The sequence below is a fragment of the Fusobacterium sp. DD2 genome (assembly GCF_018205345.1).
In the GTDB taxonomy this organism is placed as follows: Bacteria; Fusobacteriota; Fusobacteriia; order Fusobacteriales; family Fusobacteriaceae; genus Fusobacterium_A.
In genome coordinates this window covers 1-22,789 of record NZ_JADRHM010000033.1, presented here as the reverse complement: position 1 = coordinate 22,789, position 22,789 = coordinate 1, and the positions used below count along the sequence as shown (strand labels likewise).

21 protein-coding genes are annotated in these 22,789 nt (G+C 32.2%); 6 read left to right on the top strand and 15 right to left on the bottom strand.

Annotated features, from left to right (window positions below; genetic code table 11):
* Positions 1 to 18: 18 nt before the first annotated feature.
* Positions 19 to 456: an ACT domain-containing protein gene (locus IX290_RS06565; protein ID WP_211492414.1), complete on the bottom strand. Its 438-nt coding sequence runs from the start codon at positions 454 to 456 to the stop codon at positions 19 to 21.
* A 534-nt stretch (positions 457 to 990) separates the two neighbouring features.
* On the opposite strand from IX290_RS06565, the gene IX290_RS06560 reads away from it, so the two are divergent.
* Complete coding sequence (locus tag IX290_RS06560) at positions 991 to 1,227, top strand: PC4/YdbC family ssDNA-binding protein (RefSeq protein ID WP_211492413.1); 237 nt, start codon at positions 991 to 993, stop codon at positions 1,225 to 1,227.
* A 58-nt stretch (positions 1,228 to 1,285) separates the two neighbouring features.
* Here IX290_RS06560 and IX290_RS06555 read toward each other — a convergent pair whose 3' ends face one another.
* The 4 genes from IX290_RS06555 to IX290_RS06540 form a co-directional block, all read right to left on the bottom strand.
* Entirely contained in the window at positions 1,286 to 2,464 is a 1,179-nt protein-coding gene (locus IX290_RS06555) for a dicarboxylate/amino acid:cation symporter (RefSeq protein ID WP_211492412.1), read from the bottom strand.
* Positions 2,465 to 2,566: 102 nt separating this feature from the next.
* On the bottom strand, positions 2,567 to 3,856 hold the full coding sequence (locus tag IX290_RS06550; protein WP_211492411.1) for an L-serine ammonia-lyase, iron-sulfur-dependent, subunit alpha: 1,290 nt from the start codon (positions 3,854 to 3,856) through the stop codon (positions 2,567 to 2,569).
* 222 nt (positions 3,857 to 4,078) lie between these two features.
* Positions 4,079 to 5,842 carry a sigma 54-interacting transcriptional regulator gene (locus IX290_RS06545; RefSeq protein ID WP_211492410.1) on the bottom strand — a complete coding sequence of 588 codons (1,764 nt, stop codon included), beginning with the start codon at positions 5,840 to 5,842 and terminating at the stop codon, positions 4,079 to 4,081.
* A gap of 177 nt (positions 5,843 to 6,019) precedes the next feature.
* Positions 6,020 to 6,172: a hypothetical protein gene (locus IX290_RS06540; RefSeq protein WP_211492409.1), complete on the bottom strand. Its 153-nt coding sequence runs from the start codon at positions 6,170 to 6,172 to the stop codon at positions 6,020 to 6,022.
* A gap of 241 nt (positions 6,173 to 6,413) precedes the next feature.
* Between IX290_RS06540 and IX290_RS06535 the strand changes: the two genes are divergently transcribed.
* Both IX290_RS06535 and IX290_RS06530 read left to right on the top strand, forming a co-directional pair.
* Complete coding sequence (locus IX290_RS06535; protein ID WP_211492408.1) at positions 6,414 to 7,364, top strand: LysR family transcriptional regulator; 951 nt, start codon at positions 6,414 to 6,416, stop codon at positions 7,362 to 7,364.
* A gap of 671 nt (positions 7,365 to 8,035) precedes the next feature.
* Positions 8,036 to 8,431, top strand: a complete 396-nt coding sequence (locus IX290_RS06530) for a hypothetical protein (RefSeq protein ID WP_211492407.1) — start codon at positions 8,036 to 8,038, stop codon at positions 8,429 to 8,431.
* Positions 8,432 to 8,446: 15 nt separating this feature from the next.
* Here the strand turns inward: IX290_RS06530 and IX290_RS06525 are convergent, their stop codons facing one another.
* The 10 genes from IX290_RS06525 to IX290_RS06480 all read right to left on the bottom strand — a co-directional run bounded on the left by IX290_RS06525 (position 8,447) and on the right by IX290_RS06480 (position 19,040).
* Positions 8,447 to 9,934, bottom strand: a complete 1,488-nt coding sequence (locus IX290_RS06525; protein ID WP_211492406.1) for an NAD(P)/FAD-dependent oxidoreductase — start codon at positions 9,932 to 9,934, stop codon at positions 8,447 to 8,449.
* A 288-nt stretch (positions 9,935 to 10,222) separates the two neighbouring features.
* A complete protein-coding gene (locus IX290_RS06520) occupies positions 10,223 to 10,678 on the bottom strand; it encodes a bifunctional precorrin-2 dehydrogenase/sirohydrochlorin ferrochelatase (RefSeq protein WP_211492405.1) in 456 nt (151 codons plus the stop codon).
* On the bottom strand, positions 10,668 to 11,978 hold the full coding sequence (gene hemL / locus IX290_RS06515) for a glutamate-1-semialdehyde 2,1-aminomutase (protein ID WP_211492404.1): 1,311 nt from the start codon (positions 11,976 to 11,978) through the stop codon (positions 10,668 to 10,670). Before hemL ends, IX290_RS06520 begins: the two co-directional genes overlap by 11 nt.
* Positions 11,979 to 11,987: 9 nt before the next feature.
* Entirely contained in the window at positions 11,988 to 12,965 is a 978-nt protein-coding gene (gene hemB / locus IX290_RS06510) for a porphobilinogen synthase (RefSeq protein WP_211492403.1), read from the bottom strand.
* A gap of 16 nt (positions 12,966 to 12,981) precedes the next feature.
* Positions 12,982 to 14,451 (bottom strand): uroporphyrinogen-III C-methyltransferase, encoded by a 1,470-nt coding sequence (gene cobA / locus IX290_RS06505; RefSeq protein WP_211492402.1) that lies wholly within the window; start codon positions 14,449 to 14,451, stop codon positions 12,982 to 12,984.
* Positions 14,444 to 15,343 carry a hydroxymethylbilane synthase gene (gene hemC / locus IX290_RS06500; RefSeq protein ID WP_211492401.1) on the bottom strand — a complete coding sequence of 300 codons (900 nt, stop codon included), beginning with the start codon at positions 15,341 to 15,343 and terminating at the stop codon, positions 14,444 to 14,446. The genes cobA and hemC overlap by 8 nt, the downstream gene beginning before the upstream one ends.
* Positions 15,344 to 15,346: 3 nt before the next feature.
* Complete coding sequence (gene hemA, locus IX290_RS06495) at positions 15,347 to 16,354, bottom strand: glutamyl-tRNA reductase (protein WP_211492400.1); 1,008 nt, start codon at positions 16,352 to 16,354, stop codon at positions 15,347 to 15,349.
* A gap of 205 nt (positions 16,355 to 16,559) precedes the next feature.
* Positions 16,560 to 17,321, bottom strand: coding sequence for an ABC transporter permease (locus IX290_RS06490; protein ID WP_211492399.1), 762 nt, complete (start codon positions 17,319 to 17,321; stop codon positions 16,560 to 16,562).
* Complete coding sequence (locus tag IX290_RS06485; protein ID WP_211492398.1) at positions 17,311 to 18,060, bottom strand: ATP-binding cassette domain-containing protein; 750 nt, start codon at positions 18,058 to 18,060, stop codon at positions 17,311 to 17,313. Before IX290_RS06485 ends, IX290_RS06490 begins: the two co-directional genes overlap by 11 nt.
* On the bottom strand, positions 18,057 to 19,040 hold the full coding sequence (locus tag IX290_RS06480) for an ABC transporter substrate-binding protein (protein ID WP_211492397.1): 984 nt from the start codon (positions 19,038 to 19,040) through the stop codon (positions 18,057 to 18,059). Before IX290_RS06480 ends, IX290_RS06485 begins: the two co-directional genes overlap by 4 nt.
* Positions 19,041 to 19,344: 304 nt before the next feature.
* Between IX290_RS06480 and IX290_RS06475 the strand changes: the two genes are divergently transcribed.
* The 3 genes from IX290_RS06475 (at position 19,345) to IX290_RS06465 (ending at position 22,745) form a co-directional block, all read left to right on the top strand.
* Positions 19,345 to 20,217: an RluA family pseudouridine synthase gene (locus IX290_RS06475; RefSeq protein WP_211492415.1), complete on the top strand. Its 873-nt coding sequence runs from the start codon at positions 19,345 to 19,347 to the stop codon at positions 20,215 to 20,217.
* A 209-nt stretch (positions 20,218 to 20,426) separates the two neighbouring features.
* Positions 20,427 to 21,434, top strand: a complete 1,008-nt coding sequence (gene gap, locus IX290_RS06470; RefSeq protein ID WP_211492396.1) for a type I glyceraldehyde-3-phosphate dehydrogenase — start codon at positions 20,427 to 20,429, stop codon at positions 21,432 to 21,434.
* A gap of 111 nt (positions 21,435 to 21,545) precedes the next feature.
* Positions 21,546 to 22,745 (top strand): phosphoglycerate kinase, encoded by a 1,200-nt coding sequence (locus IX290_RS06465; RefSeq protein WP_211492395.1) that lies wholly within the window; start codon positions 21,546 to 21,548, stop codon positions 22,743 to 22,745.
* Positions 22,746 to 22,789 lie beyond the last annotated feature (44 nt).

Sequence of the window (22,789 nt, the reverse complement as noted above, 5' to 3'; positions counted from 1 at the left end):
AAACAGCCTCTTAAATTTTTATCCTAGTGCAACAAGTTTTGCAGAGATAATATAATTAGAATCTTTAAGTTTAATAATCAGATCCTCAATTGGTATAGTTGCCTGTGATACATCAAGTGATATTACAACTGATGCAGTATCATTTATAGGAATATTCTGGTTGATGGTTATAATATTACACTCAAATGAACATAAAAGGTTTAAAATCTGTGAAAGAGCCCCTCTCACATCTTCAAGCATTATAGCAATAAGAGCTTTTTTACCAATGTTATTGTCAGAAGGAAGAAAAACAGAATCTTTATATTTATAATATGTACTTCTGCTGATTCCCACTATTTTGACAGCTTCACTTACATTGTTGCATTTTCCATTTTTGATTAGATCCCGAGCTTCAATCACCTTTTCAAAATATTCAGGAACTATGCTTTTGTCTACGATTAAATATTTGCCCTTCATCTTATCCCCCCTAACAAAAATCCTATATGTAAAGTATATCTATAAATTGGGAATTTGTCCACCTTAAAAAAAAGTACTTGCAAAGTTAACAGATTTGTGATATAGTGTTTCTTAAATAAAAATATCTGTTTTTATTTTACCAACAGAAAGATATAAATAGCTATATTTTTCTGAAAACTCCTTAAAAGTACCGAATATAGTTGATGAGACCGTAAGTGGGGATTTGTTTGAAAAGTGTCTTGGGGAAGACTTATTTCAAGCCCTTTCTCATCAGCAAAATTCAAAATGTAAAACGTGAAGTACCATTTTTTACTAATATCAGATGGGTAAGAATTTTAATCTGCTAAAAATTTTTACCTCAAATGATATTATCCTATGTGGACTTTAAAATATCTTGGGGAAAGATATTTTGTAAAGACCGTAAGTAAAATCGAAAGGACTCTTGAAAAAGAGTCCTTTTTATTTGAAAAAAAGTAGATAAAACTGAATAAATATTATAGAATAAAAGAAACAAAATATTATGGGAGGGATAAAATGGCAGAGATTAAATTTGATATAGAAGAGCATTTAGGAATAATTGGAGAATCATCAAAGGGATGGACTAAAGAGGTAAATGTCATATCATGGAATTCCAGAAAACCTAAGATAGATATTCGTGACTGGGATGAAGAACATGTTAAGATGGGAAAGGGAATCACCCTTACTAAGGAGGAACTTATAAAACTTAGAGACCTTTTAAACTCAATAGATATTGAAAAATTGGATTTATAAAAAAAGCTCGGGACTTACAATGCAGATCCCGAGTTTCTTTATTTATCAGAATTATTTATTAAGCTTTCTTTTGTTGAGCTAACTCTTTATCAAAAATACCATTTAAGATAAGTGCTAATGCTCCGTCTCCAGTTACGTTACAAGCAGTTCCGAAACTATCTTGAAGAGCAAATATAGTAAGCATTAAAGCAACTCCACTGTCATCAAATCCAAGTACGCTGATGATGATTCCAAGAGATGCCATAACAGTTCCTCCTGGTACTCCAGGTGCTCCTATTGCAAATACTCCAAGTAGGATGATAAATAATACCATTGTTCCTACAGCTGGAAGTTCTCCATAAAGGATTTGAGATACTGTCATAACGAAGAATACTTCAGTTAAAACTGATCCACATAGGTGAACAGTTGATCCTAATGGAATAGCAAAGTCAACGATATCTTCATGTAACACTCCAGATTTTTTAGCACAGCTTAATGCAACTGGTAGAGAAGCAGCTGATGACATTGTTCCTACAGCAGTTAAGTAAGCTGGTCCATAGCATTTTAAAAGTTTTAAAGGGTTTTTACCAGATATTGCTCCACCTATTGAGTATAGAAGTGCAAGCCAGATATAGTGTCCAATTAAAACGATGATTACAACTTTTAAGAATACTGGAAGTTGTTTTGTAATTCCACCTTCATAAGCAAGTGTAGCAAATGTAGAAGCTATGAAAAATGGAAGTATTGGTATAATAATTGCATAAACTATTTTTAACATAATAGTGTTAAACTCATCAAGTAGAGCTTCAAATTGTTTTGATTTTGTCCAAACAATAGCAAGTCCTAAGAATAGAGCTAGTACCAATGCTGACATTACAGAGAATACTGGTGGTATCTCAACTTTAAATATCAATTTTGGAAGAACTTTTAAACCTTCAACTGCAGATTGAATATGTAGTTTTGGTATTAAAGTATATCCAGCAATCATTGAGAAGAATGCCGCTCCAACAGATGATACATAAGCTAAGAATAGCATAGTTCCTAACATCTTACTTGCGTTAGATTTCATCTTTGTAATCGCAGGAGCGATAAATCCTAAGATAATAAGTGGTACAGTAAAGTTAATTACTTGTCCCAACACAAATTTGATAGATTGGATTACTCCAATAACATTTTCATTGCAGTATAGTCCTATTATAAGACCTACTACAACCCCTAGTATAAGCTTAATAATTAAGCTGTCTTTAATTTTAGCCATGAAAAAATAACCTCCTATTGAATATTGTTTAAAAATTGTAAATTTTCATAGACCTCTATATAAAAATATTATAGATTCATAGTTTTAATATGGTTAAGAAAATTAAACGTTTTTAACCATAATATCTAAAATAACTTCATCAGTTACTTTCATTCCATCTTGCCCCAATGTTCCTACATTTTTGATAGTTGATTCTACATCTCTACCAACAATTCCTTCACCAAATTCAAATTTTCTATTTTTAGATGCTGCATAGTATCCATCAAACGCTGCACTTATTCCTGATGCAATTTTAGTAGCACAAGAACTTTTAGCTCCGTCACAGATTACTCCAGATAGAGTTCCAAGTGTAGTTTCAATAGCATATTTTATTTGTGGAAGAGATAATCCAGATAAGAAAGAGATAGCTCCAGATACTCCAGCACTTGCACATATAGCACCACAGTAAGCTGAAAGTCTTCCTATGTTTGTTTTAATATGGATAGTTGTCATGTGAGAGAAGAAAAGCCCTCTTATTAATTCTTCATGAGATAAGTTTTTCTCTTCACAGAATTTGATAACAGGTAGAGAACAAGTCATACCTTGGTTACCACTTCCACTAGTAGTTACAACTGGTAAAGAACATCCGTTCATTCTAGCATCACTACCAGCACTTGCAAAACTTGCCATTTTATTTCTTAAGTCTTTTCCGTAAACTCCTTCTTCCATACCCTCTTTTATAGTCTTACCAATAGCAATTCCATAAGTGTTTTTAAGTCCTTCATTAGCAATAGCTGAGTTATATTCTATTACTCTTTCAAAATAAGGTTGGATTAAAGCTAAATCAATTGTTTTAGCCATTTCATATATAAGGTCTACAGATAGGAAAGTTCTGTCAGTCATAGTGTCTTCATTGCAAACTTCATCACAAGACATTCCTTTTATCTCTTTTCCATTTTTAACTATTTTTGTAATATTTGTATGGTAGTTTTGGATTTCAACTGAAGCTTTTTCATCTTCGTAAGTTCCTTCAAGTCTAATGTATAATTTTACATCTCCCTCATTTACCATAACTTTTATTCTTTTTTCATCTAAATATTTTTGAACCTCATCTAAACGGTTTGTATTAGCATGAGCAATTACCATAAGTTCTTGAGAACAATCTCCTAAGATAGCTCCCATAGCGATAGCTGCTTCTATACCAACCATTCCATTTGATCTAGGTATTTTTACACTTTTAACATTTTTTATAATATTTCCAGATAAATATGCATCAACTTTTTCAGGTACGTGTCCTAATACTTCAACTAGTTTACTTGCAGCATATGCAATAGCTATAGGCTCTGTACATCCTTCTGCAGGTACTAATTCCTCTTGTAAGATTTTAACAATTTTTTCTGTAGTATTTTCCATTGAAAATTCCTCCTTTTATTATAAACACACATATTTTGTTTCAATATAAGCTTTTCTATAAATTTGCGAAACAAATTACTTATTATATAGCAATTTACATGCCAAACAAAATAATTTAGTGTAATCATATAAATTGAGGGCTAAAGAATATATCACTTTTTTTCAAAATGAAAATTTTTTCAAAATGAAAAATTAATTTCTTGATTTTTTTCAATTTGAAAATTATTCAAGACCGTACTTTTTCATTTTTCTATATAGAGTTGTAAGTCCTATTCTCATTTTAGCTGATATAAATTTTTTACTCTCTGTGGAATTTCCATATTTTTCCAGAGCTTTAACCAGGTACTGCTTCTCTACAATATCAAAGTCCAACAGCTCTTCACTGTCTTTTATTATTGTCTGTATACATATCTCATCAAATGGTTTTGAATGAAGTATGCTCTCTGGCAAAAGGTTTTTTGTAAGTATATGACTTGAACCACTTAAGTTGAACATAAGCTCAATAGTATTTTCAAGTTCTCTTATATTTCCAGGCCAGTTATAGTTTAAAAGAGCCTCTTTGACACTGTCGTCAACAGTGGAGATGTAACTCTGGGAAATATTATTAAATTTTTGAATAAGATAATCTGTAATTGGGATTATATCCTCTTTTCTTTCTCTTAATGGTGCAAGAGTGATTGGTATTACATTAAGTCTATAATAGAGATCACGTCTAAACTTATTTTCCTGAATCTTTTTCTCAAGATCCACATTTGTTGCAGCTATGATTCTAATATCTAAATCAATACTTTTATTAGATCCAATTCTTTCGATTTTCTTTTCCTGTATAACTCTAAGTATCTTTGCCTGAAGATATAGTGGCATATCTCCTATTTCATCAAGGAAAATAACTCCTGTATTAGCAAGTTCAAATTTTCCCATTCTACCATTATAATCTGCTCCTGTAAATGCCCCTTTTACATATCCAAAGAGTTCGCTCTCAAGAAGTGAGTCAGGTATAGCAGAACAGTTGATAACTATAAATGGTTTCTCCCTTCTATTGCTATGATAATGAAGAGAACGGGCAACAAGCTCTTTACCTGTACCACTCTCTCCAGTAATAAGAACTGTAGAAGGGCTATTGGCCACTTTTAAAATATTTTCCCTCAGATGCTTAGTTATTTCAGAATTTCCATATATATCATTTATTGTGATTCTATTGCTATCTGTTGAAAATTCAGCAAGATTTTTATTTATTCTTTTCAGATCTTCAAAGACAAAAGCATTTCCCTTTTTATTTTGAAGAGACATTAAAGGAATAATTTTACCTATAACATTGTATTCCCTTTCAGATATAATCATCTTAAAAATCTCTTCATTCATAAGATAATCATTTTGACTGATTAACTTCAGATGTTTTCCAATCATTTCCTGTCCAAGATTAAATTTAGTAGCAGCTATATTATTTATAGTTACTATTTTGTCATCTTTATCACAGATGATTACACCTTTGTTAATGTTATTTATTATCTCATTTAGAGTACGTTCTCTATCTTTCTGCATAAGATTTTCTTTATGTTCGAAAAATTTTATCCCTATAAATTCAGCTATCTGCTTAGTAAAAAGCAGGTAGGAATCAAGATTTGCAAGGATCATATTTTTTTGCTCAATGCTGAAACATACAAGTCCAAGTACTCCAACAATTTCTGTCTGGCAGTATATAGGAGTTGATATCTCAAGGAGTTCCTTACAGTTTTCTATATCCTTGCACTGAGAACATAAAGGGTGTTGTCGTGGATTTTTAATAATATGGGTTTTACCTGTTTCAATGGTATTTTTATACACACTTCCAAGGGCTGAAACCCCAGCTATATTTTTGTAGAGCCCGGTACCTGTGACTCTTCTCATAGAGCTGTCTACCACTCCTACGTCCACTTTCATAAGAGTTGATATTATGTTGATGTATCTATTTACATCCTCTTTAATATCCAGCAGCGTTATACTCATATACACCTCCATTTAACAATAGAATTTAAATATCTTTTTATTTTATCACAATATGAAAGAAAAAGATACAAAAAAATGTAGTTTAAGTCAAAAATATATTTACAAATTTGGAAAATTCAAGTAATTTTTTGTAAAAAAATAGTGCGACGGGCAATCGCACTATTTTTGTTTTGAGAATTATTCTGCATATTTAAGATAGTTTTCTGATAACATTGCAAATTCATCTTTGTTGCTAGAATTGTTTTCTCTTTGTGTAAGTCCAAGTACTTGAATTTGTAAGTTTAATAGTATATCCAAACTTGTAATTTCAGAATGAAGATCTTTGAACATGTAATCAACCTCCATATCAAATGGTAAATATATTTAAATAAAATTAAAAAACAACATATTAAACTTTAACATACTTATTATGGAACACTTGGAAGACGTTTTCCGAACTCCTCATGTTCTTAAATAGATTATAATTGAAAAAATGTAAAAAGTAAAACAGTTTTTTATATAGGGATACACAAGTAAAAACTTGTATTAGTAAAAATATAGTGGTATATTAGAAAAAAGAGGAGGTGAAAAAGTGTTAGCAGGACTGAAAATATTTATGACAGTAGTGGAAGAAATGAGTATCAGTAGAGCTGCATCACGTTCTTTTGTAACTCAGCAATGTGTAAGTGATCATATTAAGAGATTGGAAGAGGAATATGATGTAGAACTTTTTAAAAGAAGACCGAGACTTTCTCTCACCCCAGCTGGTCAGGAGCTTTATAATACTCTATGTGATATGAAAACTTTAGAGGATAAGTTCAAAAAAAAGCTGGATAAATTAAAGGGAGAGAGTAAACAAAAACTTACTATAGGTGTCAATGGTACTAGAATTAATGTTATTCTTTCAAGTCTTTTAACTGAATACAACAAATATTTTCCAAAGGTAATCATATCATTTGTAATAAGAGATACCAGAACTCTGGAACAGATGCTTCTAAAAGAGGAGATAGATATGATATTGGATCTTAATACCCAGGGAAGTCCTCAATTTAATATTGTCTCTCTAGGGAAAGATAAACTTTATTTTCTTATTTCACGTACTTTATTTGACAAGTACTATAAAAAAGAAGATATCAAAAGATTTGGAAAAGGTATAGCATTGGAAGAGTTTAAAGATGTTCCACTTGTAAGTAATGCAGAGGTTACAACTATTCATGGGATTTTGATGCACTATGCTCAAAGGGATAATGTGGACCTTAATATTTTATACTACACAGGGGATTATGAAACTCAGATAGCTCTATGTAATGCAAATCTGGCTGCTGGGGTGTGCCCAACAATAGTTATAAAAAGAGCACATCTATATAATGAAAAGAATAGAGATAACCCTCTATTTATATTCCCACTTAAAAATCAGACAGAGGAACTTAAGATCCAGATAGTTACTAATAAAGGTGTTGTGCAAAGTGACTATATGGCAAAATTTATTGATCTTCTCCATACTATGGTTAAGAAGGAATACAGCAGTGAAGCGTGGTCATAGAAAAAAGACATATGTATCCATACATTAATAAAGTAACTCCTTTACAAGAGAGTTACTTTTTTATTTTTTGGAATAAAATAGTAACTATTAAAAATATTAATGGATATAACTATTAACATAAATAAAAAGTAGCAGTATGAAAGAGAGGATATAATAGGTATCTATTAAAATATCAAATAAGTCAGATATATTATATTAATATGTATATATTTAGAAGATGGAACATAAAATTCCAATATAAGAAAATATGTATATAAACAATAATAATAAAAAAAGAATAAAAATTTTATTTCTACTTTGAAAAAATATAAATATTATCTTACAATATGTATACTATCAATAATAAAATAATTTTTTGGTACATTTTGAACTGATAAAAATCTATAACAAAAGTCTTTTTATCTTTTATAATCTTCAATTGATGAGTGTTATAAGAAAAAGAGCAAAGTGTTTTCCAGAATAGGAATAATATTAAAAGTACAAAATTAAGAAAATTAAATCTAAAAATTAATCTGTATATGGGTGTAAATATTACATATTTTTATACCAGTTAAAATATGTATACTATCAATAATAAAATACAAAAATTTGGAATTAATTGGATAAAAGGGTATAATTGAATTAACCACAAAGTATTAATTCAGTTAATATATTTAGGGGGAGGATATATTATGAGTGGGAAGGAAGAAGGATTTAAGGATAAAATATTGAATATGGAAGAGGGACCCAATATATTTACAGAGGCAAAAAGAGATATGGTAGAGGAGATTGCTGTTGCCTATAAGATACGTAATCTTGAGATGCTGTTAAAATTAAAAAATGCCTTTGATATTTTGATGGACGAACCTGAAATATTAAAACTTGAACTTACAATCCTTGCTTTGAAATTAGGTGAGTCAGAAGAGAGTGTGAAGGAAAATATAGACCTCTATGTACAGATCTGGTCAAAGGTAACCAATATTTTAAATATGGCTTTTGAAGAGGAGATATATCCTGATTTTGAAAAGGTAAGAAAGATAATAAAATATAATGAAGATAATAATATAGAATATGGGGAGCTGTTTTAACTCCCCATTTTTGTTTTAATTTTCTTTTATAGATTTTACAAGTTCTGCCTTTGATACTCTTGAAATATGTTTATCCTCAACATCTGTATTGATATCAGCTTTTTCTCCAACTTTTTCTTTTAAATATTCAAAAACTCTTGTTCTGCAGAAATTTCCCTGACATAGCCCCATTCCAGCACGGGTACGTCTTTTTATTCCATCTACAGTTGTAACCTCAATATTTCTATTTAAAGCATCTTCAATAGTTGATTCTTTTACTTGCTCACAACGGCATACAAAACGCTCTGGATCTCCCTTTGGAAGATCTACATATTTCTTGATATCCTTTCCTTGAGCCCATATCTTTTCATTTGGATCACACACTATTCCCTTTCTATTAGGATTAAAATCTTTTTTCTTATTAAGTTTAACTCCCTGATTTTTTAATATCTCCACTACTTCCTGTGCAATAGCTGGTGATGAAGTAAGTCCAGGAGATTGAATTCCTGTAGCAAGAATAAATCCAGGATTTGCATCTGATACCTTTATAATAAAATCATCAGTTGAACTTACAGCACGTACTCCAGCAAAACTTCTGATAAACTGGTTGATATCAAGAGATGGAATACTGTGAAGTGCCTGTTTAAATATCTTAGAAAGTCTCTCTACGTGGGTATTAAGATCCACAGCATTTTCATTTAATGCATCAGGACCAATTAAAAGATTTGTATGATATGTAGGAGTTACAAGAATTCCTTTACCAAGTTTACTTGGCATTTGGAAAACCACCTGTTTAACCAGCTCTCCATATCCTCTTTTAAGTAGCATATACTCTCCAGAACGTGGATATATCTCAAAGCTGGTATCACCAATTAATTTTGCAACTTCTGCTCCACCAAGTCCAGCTGAGTTTACAATAAAGTAGCTATATACCTTTTCTCCCTTTTCATTTTCTATTTCAAAATATCTCTTATCATTTTCTTGGATTTCTTTGATACCTATAACTTTAGAGTTTAATTTAAGTTCAACTCCATTTTCAATGGCATTTTCAGTTAGAGCTATAACATACTCATATGGAGAACAGATTCCAGCACCTTTACAGTATAGGGCATATTTTACTTCTGGATTGATATTTGGTTCCATAGCTACTATCTCATCATGAGTTAAAATAGATAGATCCTTAAGTCCGTTTAATTCACCATTTGCTTTTAACTCCTTAAGTTTAGGAAGATCCTCCTCTTCAAAAGCTATAACTAAAGATCCATTTTTTCTAAATCCAAAATTCAGCTCTTTATTTAACCTGTCAAACTGAACTCTTCCCTGATAGCATACTCTTCCTTTTACTTTAGAGTGAGATTCAGCATATCCCCCATGGACAATAGCAGAGTTAGCCTTACTTGAACCCATAGATACATCATTTTCTCCCTCAATTAAAAGAGTTGAAAGCTCATATTTTGAAAGCTCTCTTGCAACACTTGCTCCAATGACACCTGCACCGATTATAGTAATATCATATATTTTCATAAATCCACCCCGTCTTCTGTTTTTTTATTACTCTTCTATTTTTATTATAATATATGGGGATATGGAAATCAAATAAAGAAAAAAGGAGCTGTTACATTTTAAAATCATAAAAATATAATTCTCTCCGGTATCAATAGTTTCTATTTATATTGCTTACAGAAAGAAAATCCGAAACTCACTGCGTTCAGACAGTCGAATTTTCAGTATTCTGTTTCGCTGCATAAATTACGAAACTATTTCTAATATCGAGAATTCTATTTTTACAGTTTTGCAACAGCTCCAATATAATTACTGGTTTAAATTTTCTAAAAACTCTTTAAGTTTTCCCTTAAGTGCCTTGGATTTAACAGGATTTCCCTTAGCAGATATTCCTATCTGATATTCAGGTGTCTCTACAATACTTGCAAATCTACAGTTCATATCAACTTTTGAAGTGATATTATTTACCAGTATATTTGAAAGCTTACATAGATTGTATATGTAGTTATTAAACTCCTCATTGTCAGTTGCAGCTACAACTAAAAATTTATCTTCCAGGTCATGTTGAGAAAACTCTCTTATTTCAATGTGAACCTCTTTAAGGTTTAAAAACTCAGGTTCACTTACCTCTTTTGTAACAACAGTGATATCAGCACCATACTCTAATAGAGTGCAGGCTTTTCTGTAGGCTATCTTTCCAGCACCTACAATAAGGATATTTTTACCTGTAATATCTACAAATAGAGGAAAAAATTTATTTTGCATTTACTCTTGCTCCAATCTTTTCAAAAGCCATATCCATAACTTCTAATGCTCTATCAAGGTCTGCCTGAGTGTGAGCCATTGATAAGAAGTGAGCTTCAAATTGAGATGGAGGGCAGATAATTCCATTCTCTAACATTGTATTGAAGTAGATAGCGAAGTTTTCAGTATCAGAAGATAGTGAATCTTCAAGATTTTTAACCTCTTTTCTATCTGTAAAGAATATAGTGAATAGAGAACCAATTGAGTTGATAACAACAGGTGCTCCATGTTTAGCAGCAGATTTTCTTGCTCTTGTTACTATATAATCTACTTTTTCAGCAAGTGTTTTGTATACTTCATCTTTGTGGTTGTATAAATAGTTGATAGTTTCATATCCAGCTCTTACAGATACAGGGTTTCCTGATAATGTACCAGCGTGATATACTCTTCCTACTGGAGCTACAAGATCCATTATTTTAGCACTTCCACCAAAAGCTCCAACTGGGTATCCTCCACCTATAATCTTACCAAGTGTAGTCATATCAGGTGTGATTCCAAAGTATTCCTGAGCTCCACCTAGAGCTAATCTGAATCCTGAAATTACTTCGTCAAATATTAGAAGTGTTCCAGTTTGAGTACAAAGTTCTCTTACCTCTTTTAAGAAGTTTACATCTGGATGGATAACTCCCATATTTGCTGGAACAGGTTCCATAATTAGGCAAGCCATCTCTTTTGTTTCTAGAACTTCTCTTAATTTTTTTATATCTCCAAAAGGTACCGTTACAGTATCTTTTAATACTCCCTCAGTAATTCCGTTACTATCCTGGTATCCATCAGTTAAAAGTCCAGATCCAGATTTAACTAGTAATGCATCTGAGTGACCGTGATAACATCCTTCAAATTTTACTATTTTATTTCTGTTAGTATAAGCTCTTGCAAGTCTTACAGCAGACATTGTAGCTTCTGTACCAGATGTTGTAAGTCTAACTTTTTCTATTGATGGGCAGCATTTTGTAATAAGCTGGGCTAATTCAACTTCCATTTTAGTAGGTAGTCCAAAAGAACTTCCATGTTCAATAGCTTCTCTTACTCCATTCATTACTACTTCTGCATTGTGTCCTAATATCATAGGTCCCCAAGAACAGATAAAGTCTATATATTCATTTCCATCTTCGTCCCATACTCTTGCACCTTTACCTTTGCAAGCAAATATTGGAGCTTTTCTATTTACAGATTTAAAAGCTCTAACTGGGCTGTTTACTCCACCTGGAATATATTTTTCAGCCTTTTTAAATATCTCTGTTGAAATTTCGTGATTCATTTTTACCTCCTAAAGTGTAACCTCTCCATCTTTTACCCATTTAGCAATATCTTTTGCGTGGTAAGTAATGATAAGTTCTGCACCAGCTCTCTTCATAGCATACATGTTTTCCATAACTATACCTTTTTCGTTGATCCATCCATTTAATGCAGCAGCTTTAACCATAGAGTATTCACCACTTACATTGTAAGCAACTACTGGAAGAGAAACATTTTCAACAGCTTTTAAAACATCAAGGTAAGCAAGGGCAGGTTTAACCATTATAAAGTCTGCTCCCTCTTCAATGTCAGATTCAACTTCTCTATAGAACTCTTTAGAACTTCTATAGTCCATTTGATAAGTTTTTCTATCTCCAAAGCTAGGAGTAGAGTCAGCTGCATCTCTGAAAGGTCCATAGTAGTTTGATGCATATTTAACGCTGTATGCCATAATAGGAGTATTTACATATCCATGTTCATCTAATGCTTCTCTGATAGCTAAAATTCTTCCATCCATCATATCTGAAGGAGCAACAATATCAGCTCCAGCCTCTACGTGAGAAACAGCTATCTTAGCTATATATTTAATAGTTTCATCATTTTTAACGTCGCAACCATCTAATATTCCACAGTGTCCGTGAGATGTGTATTCACACATACAAACGTCTGTTATGATAAGGAATTCAGGATAATTCTTTTTGATAAATCTTACAGCTTCCTGTACGATTCCTTTTGGATTGTAAGCTTCTGAACCAACTGGATCTTTGTGTTTTGGAATACCGAAAACTATTAAAGTCTTGATTCCAAGATCTCTTAATTCATCAAGCTCTGGTGCAAGATTATCTAATGAAAATCTGTATTGTCCAGGCATTGATGGGATTTCTTCTTTTATATTTTCTCCCTCTTCAACAAATATAGGGTAGATAAGTTCGTCAATACTAAGTCTTACGTTTCTTACAACCTCTCTTAAAAGTTTTGAACTTCTAAGTCTTCTTGTTCTTGTAAACATTTTTTGCCTCCTTGAGCTATTTTATAGCTTCTATAATACCGTCTACATTATAAATTTTAGCTTCATAGTCTACAGATAGACCATGTTTTCTCATTGTTTCACTTGTAACTGGACCAATTGAAGCAAATTTTATATCTTTTACAGCTTCAAGGTCTCCCTCTATACTCTCCATAAAGGCATCAACTGTAGATGAGCTTAAGAATGTAACTACCTCTACAGATTTAAGTGTATCTAATACCTCTTTTTTATCTCTTATGATTTTTTTAGTCTTATAAGCAACTATCTTATCAAAGTGTCTATCTTTATATAAAGAGTTGTATTTTTCAGGATCACAAGGAGATATATCTGAAGTGATAATCAAAATATTTTCTCCAGGATTTGTGTATTTTACTGACATCTCAGCAAGTCTATCTATAAGATACTCTTCTGGCATAAAGTCAGCTTTTAATTTGTACCCTTCAAGAAGCTCTTTAGTTTTACTTCCAACAGCTCCTATTTTAAGGTGTGCCATATCTCTTACATCTTCTATTTTATCCATAAACTCTCTTACACCATTTGGTGAGTTAAATAGTAGAGTTGAATAGTTCTTAAGAGTTTTAGCATCAAATTTTTCACAAGTTGATTCTATCTCTATAAGAGGAAGTTCAACAGCATTTCCACCCATTTTTTCTATCTTATCTGAAAATTCTCCAGCCTGTCTTCTATCTCTTGTAACAAGAATCTTTTTACCAAATAGTTTGCAATCTTCAAACCATTTAAATGTATCTCTTAAAGTTACAACCTCTCCAATAATAGTGATAGCAGGAGGAACTATTTTCTTAGCCTTTGCAATCTCTAATATATTTGCTAAAGTTCCAACAGTAACTCTCTGGTCTGCAGTAGCACCTTTTTCAATAATAGCAATAGGAGTATTGATATCCTTTCCATTTTTTACAAGGTCTCCAACAATAAGAGGAAGATTTTTAATACCCATTAGGAATACTAAAGTTCCATCAAGTTTAGCAATAGCCTCAAAGTTGTGCCACTGTCCATCAGCCATAGTGTGTCCTGTAAATACGTGGAAAGATCTAGCCATTCCTCTGTGAGTTACAGGGATTCCAGCATAAGCAGGAACAGAGATAGATGATGTAATTCCTGGAATCTCTTCAAATTCTATACCATTTTCAAATAGAGCTTGAATCTCCTCTCCACCTCTACCAAATACAAATGGATCTCCACCTTTTACTCTGGCAACGATTTTTCCCTCTTTAGCTTTTTCAACAATTGTATTATTAATCTCATCCTGAATAAGTCCACCCTCTGTGTTTCCTTTTCCAAGATAGATAAGTTCTGCATCTTTTTTAGCATAACCTAGGATACGAGGATTGATAAGTCTATCATAAACTACACAATCAGCTTCCTCAATAGCTCTTTTACCTTTTAATGTAAGAAGTTCTGCATCTCCAGGCCCTGCTCCCATTATATATACTTTACCTATTTTACCCATTGATTTTCTCCTTTATAATATCAGCAAGTTTTTGAGCTACTTTAACTCCATCAGAAATCTTTTCAGTGACAGTTCCTGAGTAACCTTTATCACCATCAAAGTATATTCCTGAGAAAGTTATCATATCTCCATCTATTTCTGAGTAGCATCCCATAGGTGTATGACATCCACCGTCAAATATTCTTGAAAATTCTCTTTCTATTCTAACGACACTGGCGATATCTTCATTGTGAATAGCTTTTAAGATCTCTCTTATCTCCATATCATTTTCTCTACATTGGATATGAAGTACTCCCTGTGCTGGAGCTGGAAGGAATTTGTGAGGATCCAGATACTCTGTAACCTCTTTCTCTAATCCAACTCTTTTTAAACCTGCAGCTGCAAGAAGAATTGCATCATAGTCATCATTTTTAAGTTTATTTAATCTTGTATGTATATTACCTCTAAGTTGTTTAATTGTTACATCTGATCTAAGATTTTTAAGATTCATAGTTCTTCTTAAAGAACTTGTACCGATAATAGCATTAGTAGGAAGCTCTGCAAGAGTTTTACCTGTTTTTGATACAAGTACATCTCTTGGATCTTCTCTATCAGGTACAGCTCCACAGATAAGTCCTGGAGGTGATACTACAGGCATATCTTTCATTGAGTGTACAGCAAGATCAATAGTTCCATTTAAAAGTTCTACCTCTATCTCTTTAGTAAAGAAACTTTTAAGAGAGGCGTTACTGTTGTTCCAGTTGCTCACAAGGTCAGTATCTCCACTTGTCACTATCTTTTTAATTTCAAATTCATATTGAGGAAATAGATTTGCAAGTCTTTTCATTATCATTTCACTTTGAGCAAGTGCAAGTAAACTTCCTCTGCTTCCTATTACAATCTTTTTTTTCATCAATTATATTGTCCTTTCTTCATAAAATTTAAACCATTTTCTTAAGTTGTCCATCTGTTTATCAACTAAGAAACTGTAGTCTTCAATAAGGGCATCTCTAGTTGCAAGGTGCTGATTGTATACACCCCAAATGTCATCTAAGTTGAATAGAGTGACATTATCAAGTTTTCCCAATTCATCATCAATATCTCTAGGTACTGCAAGGTCAAGTAGAGTATATTCCTTTGTTTTGTCTAAAAGTGGTGCCACATCACTGTGACGTAATACAAGGTGTGGTGCAGATGTTGCACTTATTATTACATCATTTTCAGCAACAGCTTTAAATTTATCTTCAAAAGGAACTACATTTACATTAAATGTCTCCTTTAAAGCAAGAGCTTTATGCTGAGTTCTGTTGGTAACAGTTATGTTTTTTACATTCTCCTTTACAAGAAGGTATAACATAGCTTGGGCCAAATCACCAACTCCTAAAATAAGTATTTTCTTGTCAGCTAAAAATCCGATTGACTCTTTTATAAATTTTAGAGAAATAGCTTCTAAAGAAAGTGCATTGTGGCAAATTTTACTCTCTGTTCTAAATTTTTTACCAAGTTGAATAGCTTTATTAAAAACAGTATTTAAAACTTTTGTAGATGTATTTTCTTCCATAGCTGTTGCATGGGCTTTTTTAATCTGAGCTAATATCTGGTCTTCACCTTTTATAATAGAATAGAATCCACAACTTACTTTAAACAGGTACTCAGTTGCTTCCTCTCCAGATTTTATAAAAATTCCTTTTTGGAATTTAAACTGTTCTAGCAATTGGTCCTGAGTGAAACCTTCACTTAGCTGAAGATAAAATTCAACTCTTAAACATGTTGAAAGGTTTACATATCCAGCAATTTTTCCCTGTTCATATAAAGACTTAATTACCTCTTCAGGTTTTGTCTGAATAAAAATCTCTCTCTCCTCAGTTGTAAGTTCTTTGTGTGAGATACCAAAAACCAAAACTTCATCAATTTTTACTGCCATTTGATTCTCCTTAAACTTTAAATTGAAATTTTTGCAAAAAATCCCAGTTTATTTTTTATTTACCTATATATTATATAATAAAATATAAAAAAAATTAACTAAATTTTGTGAAAATAATGTAGAAATAGTGTAAAAGTCATTCAATTTTTAAATTTTTAGGTATGGTATTGTATATGGAATATATGTGACTTATTAAACAAATGAATTATAGCATGGTCCTTTCTTTTTCAAGGCCTAACTTCCAACTGCAGTATTTTTTTTCCAAAATATGCACACAAAAATATAAAATAAGTCCTAAAAGAGCCATTCCAATTATTCCAGCATACATCTCAGGATATTCGCGTCTTTCCATTCCATTTAAAATAAGATATCCAAGACCATTGAAAGAGGCAAAGGTCTCTACAAAAAAGAGTACTGCAATAGATGTACCAATGGATATTCTTATAGCTGTTAAAAAATCAGGAAGTGCCCATGGAAATATGAGATGGACTAAGATATCCCAGAATGACTGAGTAAGTGAATATATAGACATGTAACTCTCCTGTGGAACCTTTTTAACAATATCCCTTATAGATACTACAAGCTGAAAAAATAGAATAATAAAGAGAAGAAGTATCTTAGGAAGATTTCCAAGACCTAAAAATACTACAAGTATAGGAAGGAATACGATTTTAGGAAGTGGATATAAGATAGTTACAACTGGAGAAAAGAAAGAATCTGCTTTTTTACTGTATCCCATAGCTATACCTACAGGGAGTGCAAATATAGTAGCCATAGCAATTCCTCCAAGTACACGAAGTAGACTTATCATAAAATGAAAAGTGAGATTTCCATAAAAAACCATATGAAAAAAAGAGGCAAATGATTCAAGTGGTGTTGGTAAAAATGGTTTATCCATCACAAGACTTGCCCCTTCCCATAAAAGTATAAGAGTTATATTAGCAATAACAAGACCTCTATATTTCATCATTTTCTCCTTTCAACTGATCTTTTAATGTACAGGCAACCTCTTCTAAATATTGAGGAGTCCTCTCTTTTATATTTTTTTTAAGAGTATAGATAAGAGGAGTGGAGCTTTTAGGAGAAAATAGCAAAATCTTATGAGCCATCTTTATAGCCTCTTTTATACTGTGTGTAACTATTATAGTTGTGATATTTTTCTTATCAGAAAGAGATAGAACATAATCCTGGAGTTTTTCTCTAATGAGCTCATCTAATGCTGAAAATGGCTCATCCATTAAAAGTACATGGGGATTACTGATCATAGCTCTGCATATAGCAACTCTTTGCCTCTCTCCACCTGAGAGTTCATAGGGATGTTTATTTGTATGCTCTGAAAGATTAAACTCCACAAGATACTCTTTTACCTTAGAAGAGATCTCATCTTTTTTCCTTTTTTCTAAAATTAGAGGAAGTGCAATATTTTCCTCTACACTTTTCCATGGAAAAAGCCCATACTCCTGAAATATTATCTGTATGGTTTTTTCAGGTTTTAAAAGCCTTTTATCCCTGTAATAAATTTCACCTGATGTAGGAGTAACAAGACCACCAAGAGTTTGTAAAAGGGTGCTTTTACCGCACCCTGAATGACCTAATATTGCCCATCGTTCCCCTCTTTTTATCTCCAGTGAAAGATTGGAAAAAAGAGTTTTCTCCTGTGAATATCTGTGAGTGATATTTTCTAATCTGTAAATAGTTTCCATCATTTTACATCAATAAATTCCTTAGTGACCATATCCTCATATCTGTATCCCTCTTTTATAAGGCCTTTGTTAACAAGCCAGTTGCTCACTCTTTCAACATCTTTTTCACCAGGAACCTTATAAGGAGTAAAGTGAGGAGTTACATAATCTTCATGAAGTGATTTTGGTACCCTTGCATTTTCCATAGCAAGCTCTCTATACTTATCAGGATTTTTATTGATCTCTTCCATAGTATCAAAATATACCTTCATAAATTTTTTAACAGCATCTCTGTTTTCTTTGATAAATTTATCTCTTCCTAAGATAACAGACTGTGAGTAGTTTTCACTAAGCTTTGTATCGTCAATAACAGGTATACAACCTTTAGATATTGCAAAACTTGCAAGTGGGTCAGGAAGAATAGCTGAATTGATATCACGCCCTTCAATTACAGCTTCCATTCTAAGAATAAGATTTGGAACATTTAATTTTTCTATTTTATCTGGATTAAGACCAAGATTTTCCTCATAGCTGTCTATAAGGTATTCCATCATGGTATTAGTTGAGATAGCTACATTTTTACCATATAGATCTTCTGGCTTATAAATTCCACTATCAGGTGATGATACAACTACAAAACGCCCCTCTTTCACATTAGCTCCAAAAGCATATGATAGGATTTTTGTATCCACTCCAGCTTTTTTCATAAGTCCCTGTACAATCATATCATTCATAATAATATCAAGTTCCCCAGCTTCCATTGCCTTAGATTCATCCAAGCTGCTTTTAAATGGATAGATCTTTACATTTAAACCATTTTTTGCAAAAGCATCCTCTTTTTGAGCTACAACAATTGGAAGTACATCATCAATTGAAAGTATTCCAACTCTTATCTCAGGAGGAGTGATTTTTTCCTCTTTAGCCCCTTTTCCTGAGGTAAATTTCCAAAAAATCCCAACAATTAAAATAAAAATTCCAGTTAAAATAAGTGTTCTTTTTGACATAGTGCTCTCCTTTTTTCAGTAATTTCAAATGTCCCTTTCGTAAAGTTTTATTTGTGCATAGAAATATATATAAAGATTATTAACAAGATTTATAGTACTATTTTTAGGCTTAATTTTATTAATCAGAACATTAAGTATTTTAAAATTATATAATGTTAAAATGGAAAATGCAACAAAAAATAATGTCTGCAATTAGTGCAGAAACCACTTAAAACCCTTGAAATTATTAAAATAACAGTTAACTTTTTTTTATTCTTATAGTACAATATATGTAAATAGAAAGTTTTTGGTGAGGTAAAAATTGATAAAAAAATATATAGTAGAACCTGAATATGATGGGTATGAAATTGGAAATTATCTGAAAGAGTCAAAGGGATATTCAGGAAGAGGTTTGAGAAATTTAGAGATATATCTAAATGGAAAAAGAGTAAAAAATAATAGTAAAAAAGTTAAAAAAGATGGAAAGGTCCTGATTAAAGAGAAGGAAAAATCAACAGGAATAAAGCCTATGGATATTCCTATAGATGTGGTGTATGAGGATAAAAACCTTCTCCTTATAAATAAGGAACCATATATAATAGTTCATCCAACACAGAAAAAAGTGGACAAGACTCTTGCTAATGGAGTTGTAAACTATTTTCTTAAGACAACTGGTAAGATTATGGTACCAAGATTTTACAACAGACTGGATATGAATACTTCAGGTATTATCATAGTTACTAAAAATGCCCATGCACAGGCATACCTTCAGGAAAAAGGTGTAGTAAATAAATTCTATATGGCCATAGTAAAGGGTATTGTAGAAAAGGATGAATTTGATATAACAAGACCTATTGGTAAGATAGGAGATGAACTTCGTCGTGTGGAATTAGCTCCAGAAGATGGAGGACAGGATGCAAAAACAAGAATAAAAGTAATAAAAAGATTTGAAGATAAAAATCTTACACTTATAGAAGCACAGCTATTTACTGGAAGAACTCATCAGATAAGAGCTCATATGGCTCTTGAGGGATATCCACTACTTGGGGATGAATTGTACGGCGGTGCTGATAACAGAGCAGATAGACAGATGCTCCACTCATATAAGACACAGTTTTCTGAAATAGATACAGGAAAGTTGATAACTGTTGAAACAAAGCTTCCAGATGATATGAAAAAGCTGTTAGGTTTAGACTAGATTAAATCTAGTAAAAAACCCGTACAGTAGTATGTTACATTCCCGACAGATGGTAAAAAAGTAATCGGAAAAAGATTAAAATTAACCCTTATAAAAATATTGCTTAAGAGTTAATTGACAAAGGATTGTACATGTTATATATTTTATGTAGACGATAAGAAACATAAAGTATATTTACATAATAATAAAGAATTTAGGAGGAATATAAGATGGCAGTTAAAGTAGCAATTAATGGATTCGGAAGAATTGGAAGATTAGCATTCAGATTAATAATGGGGAACCCAGAATTAGAAGTTGTAGCAATCAACGACTTAACAGACACTAAAATGTTAGCACACCTATTAAAATATGACTCAGCTCACGGAAGATTTGAAGGGTCAGTAGAAGTTAAAGAAGGAGAATTCGTAGTAAACGGACACAGCGTAAAAACATTCGCTAAAGCAAATCCTGAAGAATTACCTTGGGGAGAATTAGGAGTAGACGTTGTTCTTGAATGTACTGGATTCTTCACAGACAAAACTAAAGCTGAAGCTCATATCAAAGCAGGAGCTAAAAAAGTAGTTATTTCTGCACCAGCTAAAGGAGATCTAAAAACAATAGTTTACAACGTAAACGACAACATCCTTGATGGAACTGAAACAGTTATTTCAGGAGCTTCTTGTACAACTAACTGTTTAGCACCAATGGCTAAAGTATTACAAGATAACTTTGGAATCGTTGAAGGATTAATGACAACTATCCACGCTTATACAAATGACCAAAATACTCTAGATGGTCCACACAGAAAAGGAGATATGAGAAGAGCAAGAGCTGCTGCTGCAAATATCGTTCCTAACACAACTGGAGCTGCAAAAGCTATCGGATTAGTAATTCCTGAATTAAAAGGAAAATTAGATGGAGCTGCTCAAAGAGTACCAGTAATTACAGGATCAATCACTGAATTAGTAACTGTACTTGAAAAAAATGTAACTGTTGAAGAAGTAAACGCTGCAATGAAAGCTGCTGCAAACGAATCATTCGGATACAACGAAGATGAAATCGTTTCTAGCGATATCGTTGGATGTCACTTTGGATCATTATTTGATGCAACTCTAACAAAAGTTATGACAGTTGGAGACAAACAATTAGTTAAAACTGTTGCTTGGTACGACAACGAAATGTCTTACACTTCTCAATTAGTAAGAACTCTTAAAAAATTTGTTGAAATTTCTAAATAATTGAAGTTTACAAAATTTAATTAACTAAATAGAACAGAATAGCGGAACTTCAACGTTCCGCTATTTTTAAAGATACTATAGTTGAAATTTAAATTAAATGGGAGGTCAGAAATGGCTAAGAAAATAGTTACAGATTTAGATGTAAAAGGTAAAAAAGTTTTAATGAGAGTTGACTTTAACGTACCTATGAAAGATGGAAAAATAACTGATGAAAATAGAATAGTTGCTGCATTACCAACTATAAAATATGTACTTGAACATGGTGGAAGAGTAATTGCTTTCTCTCACCTTGGAAAAGTAAAAACTGAAGATGATTTAAAATCTAAATCATTAAGACCAGTTGCAGAAAGACTTGCTGAACTTTTAGGACAACCAGTTAAATTTGTTCCTGCAACTAGAGGGGCAGAACTTGAAAAAGCTGTTGCTGAATTAAAAGATGGACAAATCATGATGTTTGAAAATACAAGATTTGAAGACCTTGATGGTAAAAAAGAATCTAAAAATGATCCTGAATTAGGAAAATACTGGGCATCACTTGGAGACCTATTTGTAAATGACGCATTTGGAACTGCTCACAGAGCTCACGCTTCAAATGTTGGAATAGCTGCAAATATAGGAGAAGGAAAAACTGCTGCAGGATTCTTAATGGAAAAAGAAATCAAATTCATAGGAGGAGCAGTAGATAATCCTGAAAGACCTCTAGTAGCAATATTAGGAGGAGCAAAAGTATCTGATAAGATAGGAGTAATCGAAAACTTACTAACTAAAGCTGATAAAGTACTAGTTGGTGGAGCTATGATGTTTACATTCCTAAGAGCTCAAGGAAAAGCTACAGGAACATCTCTAGTTGAAGAAGATAAAATAGATTTAGCTAAAGAATTACTTGCTAAAGCTAATGGAAAACTAGTTCTTCCAATAGATACAGTTGTAGCAAAAGAATTCAAAAATGATGCACCTCACAAAACAGTATCTGTAGATGCTATCCCTGCTGATGAAATGGGACTTGACGTTGGAGAAGGAACTGTAAAATTATTTGCTAAAGAGATCTCTGGAGCAAAAACAGTTGTATGGAATGGACCAATGGGTGTATTCGAAATGCCTAACTTCGCAAAAGGAACAATTGGAGTATGTGAAGCTATAGCTCACCTACAAGGAGCAACTACTATTATAGGTGGAGGAGACTCAGCTGCAGCTGCTATAAGCCTTGGATATGCTGATAAATTCACTCACATCTCTACTGGTGGAGGAGCTTCTCTAGAATACCTAGAAGGTAAAAAATTACCAGGAGTAGAATCTATTTCTGATAAATAGTTTTTAAGATAAATTAATAAAAGAGGCTGATTTTATCAGCCTCT